The sequence below is a fragment of the Psychromonas sp. SA13A genome, assembly GCF_011378715.1.
Lineage (GTDB): Bacteria > Pseudomonadota > Gammaproteobacteria > Enterobacterales > Psychromonadaceae > Psychromonas.
Genome location: NZ_WTKU01000043.1, coordinates 1 through 4,120, shown reverse-complemented (window position 1 = coordinate 4,120; position 4,120 = coordinate 1). Strand labels below are relative to the sequence as shown.

The 4,120-nt window shown below is 37.1% G+C and carries 3 protein-coding genes; all 3 read left to right on the top strand.

Annotated features, from left to right (window positions below; genetic code table 11):
- A partial coding sequence (gene tkt / locus GQR44_RS19505) for a transketolase (protein WP_240923763.1) occupies positions 1 to 1,987 on the top strand: 1,987 nt, incomplete at its 5' end.
- Positions 1,988 to 2,745: 758 nt separating this feature from the next.
- Positions 2,746 to 3,399 (top strand): hypothetical protein, encoded by a 654-nt coding sequence (locus GQR44_RS19500; RefSeq protein ID WP_166373415.1) that lies wholly within the window; start codon positions 2,746 to 2,748, stop codon positions 3,397 to 3,399.
- 228 nt (positions 3,400 to 3,627) lie between these two features.
- Positions 3,628 to 4,092, top strand: coding sequence for a winged helix-turn-helix domain-containing protein (locus tag GQR44_RS19495; RefSeq protein ID WP_166373413.1), 465 nt, complete (start codon positions 3,628 to 3,630; stop codon positions 4,090 to 4,092).
- Positions 4,093 to 4,120: the final 28 nt, after the last annotated feature.

Here is a 4,120-nt window from a genome sequence, read left to right as displayed (position 1 = left end):
GCCTTCTCGTCAAGAGTTAGCTAACGCAATACGCGCCCTTAGTATGGATGCTGTCCAAAAAGCCAATTCAGGTCACCCAGGCGCACCAATGGGTATGGCTGATATTGCGCAGGTCTTATGGACTGACTTTTTAAAGCATAACCCGACTAACCCAAACTGGGCTGATCGCGACCGCTTTATTTTGTCTAACGGCCATGGTTCAATGCTTATCTATTCTCTATTGCATTTAACAGGTTACGACCTTTCAATTGAAGATCTTAAGAGCTTCCGCCAATTACATTCAAAAACACCGGGTCATCCGGAATATGGTTACGCACCAGGTGTCGAAACAACAACAGGCCCATTAGGCCAAGGTATTACTAATGCCGTTGGTATGGCGATTGCTGAACGCTCTTTAGCGGCTTCTTTTAACAAAGAAGGCCACGATATTGTTGACCACCATACTTACACTTTCCTAGGTGATGGTTGTTTAATGGAAGGTATTTCTCATGAAGCTTGTTCTTTAGCGGGAACCTTAGGCCTAGGTAAACTGATTGCATTCTGGGATGACAACGGTATTTCAATCGATGGTGACGTAGAAGGTTGGTTCACTGATGATACACCTAAGCGTTTTGAAGCTTACGGATGGCAAGTTATTTCTGTTGATGGGCATAACCCTGAAGAAATTAAAGCGGCTATCATCTCTGCAAAAGCAGAAACGACTAAACCAACGATGATTTGTTGTAAAACAATTATTGGTTTTGGCTCACCTGCTAAGCAAGGTACACACGATTGTCACGGTGCACCATTAGGTCACGATGAAATCGCTGCAACGCGTAAAGCATTAGGTTGGAACCACGGTCCATTTGAAATCCCTGCCGATATTTATGCAGGTTGGGATAACAAAACACAAGGCCAAGCCGCAGAGCAATCTTGGGATGAAAAATTCGCAGCCTACGCTGCGGCTTACCCTGAATTAGCAGCTGAATATAAACGTCGTGTTAATAACGAATTGCCTGCTGAATGGGAAGCTAAATCTTCTGCTTACATTGTTGATTTACAAGCTAACCAAGGCAATATTGCAACACGTAAAGCCTCACAAAACTGTATCGAAGCATTTGGTGCAATGTTACCAGAGCTATTAGGTGGTTCTGCTGATTTAGCGCCATCTAACTTAACCATGTGGTCTGGTACTAAAGCCATTACTGCTGATGACGCTACGGGTAACTACTTACATTACGGCGTACGTGAGTTTGCAATGGCTGCCATTATCAATGGTATTGCATTACATAAAGGTTTTGTTCCTTACGGCGCAACATTCTTAATGTTTATGGAATACGCACGTAACGCACTACGTATGTCTGCAATAATGAAGCAACGTTCTATTCAAGTGTTTACGCATGACTCAATTGGTCTAGGTGAAGATGGTCCAACACACCAACCTGTCGAGCAAATTGCAAGTTTACGTTTAACACCGAACATGAACACATGGCGTCCATGTGACAGCGTTGAATCTGCTGTTGCTTGGAAATTTGCGATTGAATCTGTTGATGCACCGTCATCACTTATCTTTAGCCGTCAAAACCTGAAACCACAAGCGCGTGATACACAGCAATTAGCGGATGTGGCAAAAGGTGGTTATGTATTGCTTGACTCTGAAACACCTGCTGAAATCATCTTAATTGCGACAGGCTCTGAGGTTGAGTTAGCAATGCAAGGTGCTGCAGAATTAACAGCTCAAGGTAAAGCGGTACGTGTTGTATCAATTCCTTGTACAGAGCAGTTTGAGCTTCAATCAGCTGAATATAAAGAGTCAGTACTACCAGCAGCGGTAACTAAACGTGTAGCAATTGAAGCAGGTATTGCTGATTACTGGTACAAATACGTTGGCTTAAACGGTGCGGTGATTGGTATGACCACATTTGGTGAGTCAGCGCCAGCAGATCAACTGTTTGAAATGTTTGGTTTTACTGTTAAAAATGTAGTAGATACAGCTAATTCATTATAATTAGTTAATCTATTTAGTTTTTAAAGTTTAAAAAGCCGCGCTTAACTAGATGATAGTTAGCCGCGGTTTTTTTGTGTCTGAAATTCGAGCTTAGCAGATATTTTATTAGAAAAAGTCAAAGTTGATTAGGTGGAAGGCCAAGCTAAAAACCAAATTAACCACGAAGGCACGAAGATAAAAGAAGGATAGGTCAAAAGCTGAAACTAAGGCCTAGTTTACTGCTAAGGCAAAAAGCATAATAAGAATATCTTTAAATGTCTTAATGGTTCCCTTCATACTATTCGTGCAGCTTTTCTTGGTTGATGCTGTTTTTTTTAAAAAAAATCAAAAGCAATTTATCTACGAAGCCACAAAAGCTGGAGAAGTGTTAGGTAATAATATATATGTCTAATGCATTTTGACTTCAGACTTTAAGGAGGGATTCATGGACTAGCCTTGTTATTTTTCTTCCTATGCTCGCTTTCTTCGCTTTATCTTGTTTAAATAGCGCGATTGTTATTTTTCTCACTTTAAAAACGCTAATTCAAAATAATAGTAAGCAAAAGCCCGAAAGGTTATCGAGTAAATTATGCTTTTTACAATTTTTAATGCGAGAAGCTGAGATAAAATTAAAGTGTTATAGAAAAGTAGCATCTATATTAAATTATCCAATAGATGATTATTATTGCTCAGTTGACTACATACTCAAAATGTTCAACTTATAATGATCTTGCCGTGGGCTGTGGAATAATTTTTCTTTATTAATAGGCTCTCAATTTATGCATTTACAAGAAATAGAAAATAAAATGGCTAGTATGGATGTGAAATTAAAATTTACATCAAAACAAGGTGCCCGTATAACAACTATATTTGAGAATTCATATGTTTTGAAAAAATTCTCCCCAAATAAAAACCATAAAAATGAGTGGGTTATAGAGTACGACATTATAAATCATTTAAATAATAATAATATTTTAGCGCCTACTTGTTACGGGTATAGAGTCGATAATACTGGTGCTTATTTATTTAAGGAATATGTTCCTGGGAAACCGTTAAAAAATTACACTAAAGAGACGGCACTTCAATTAGCGCTTATGTTTTCTAAATTCCATACAGCAGGCGTTGTAACATGTGACGCTCATAATGATAATGTCATCCAGACTCTTGGTGATGAGCTTCTTTTTATTGATTTCGGTAAATCAACCATTTTCAAAAATAAAAATTTATTGTTCTATTTTACAGCGGCTAGAGAAATTTTCTTTATAAAAACAAAGATAATAAAAGATAACGTAGTATATAAAGATTTTTTTGAATCTTATATGGCGTTGCAACCTCATAAGCAAAGAAGGATATTAGGGGCTTTCTTTTCTGGATGTAATCGTATCTTACATTTACGCGAAAATTTTCGCCAAAAATATAAAAAAAGTAAATGAATCAACCTCAATTACTATTGATATAAATCCTTTTTTGATTACCTTCAACTATTTCCTTTTTTCTACTAGTGAGGAAAGGCAAAAGATAAATGAAGAATAATTTTAACTGTTTTATAGGTTCCCTTCGTGTTCTTCGTGGTTAATGCTATTTTTAAAATAATACCAAGGGAATTTAATTGGTGATCTAATGTGGTATTATTCATTCACCATTAATTGCTCGATTATCATATGAATAATATTTCTAAAATAAAAATTCCATACACAAATAATGCTAGCCTTAAACTGCGCTATTTGGCTGTGCAAAAGTTCCATGATGGTCACTCTAGAACATCCATTGCTAAGATATTGAATGTAAGTCGTCGATTAGTTAACGAATGGATAACAAAATATCTATCGGGTGGATTTGATGCGTTAGCATTAAAGCAAGCGACTGGTCAGCCTTCTCGTTTAAGTAATGAGCAAAAAGCTCAATTAAAAGAATACGTAATAAGTCATGCTGTCAAAGCGCAGGGAGGTCGTTTAATGGGTAAAGACATTCAAAAATATATCCAAGAAACCTTTAATGTAAATTACTGTGTAAGAAATATTTACCGCTTAATGAAAGAGCTAGGTATCGTTTGGATAACTTCTCGTTCGAAGCACCCAAAGCAAGATTTGACTGCCCAAGAAGCGTTTAAAAAAAATTGTAATTGAATCGATCATCATAATTCCTGGCCACGTT

Coding starts and splice junctions, on each gene's coding strand:
- GQR44_RS19500 (WP_166373415.1), top strand. CDS start 2,746: ATGCATTTACAAGAAATAGAAAATAAAATGGCTAGTATGGATGTGAAA.
- GQR44_RS19495 (WP_166373413.1), top strand. CDS start 3,628: ATGAATAATATTTCTAAAATAAAAATTCCATACACAAATAATGCTAGC.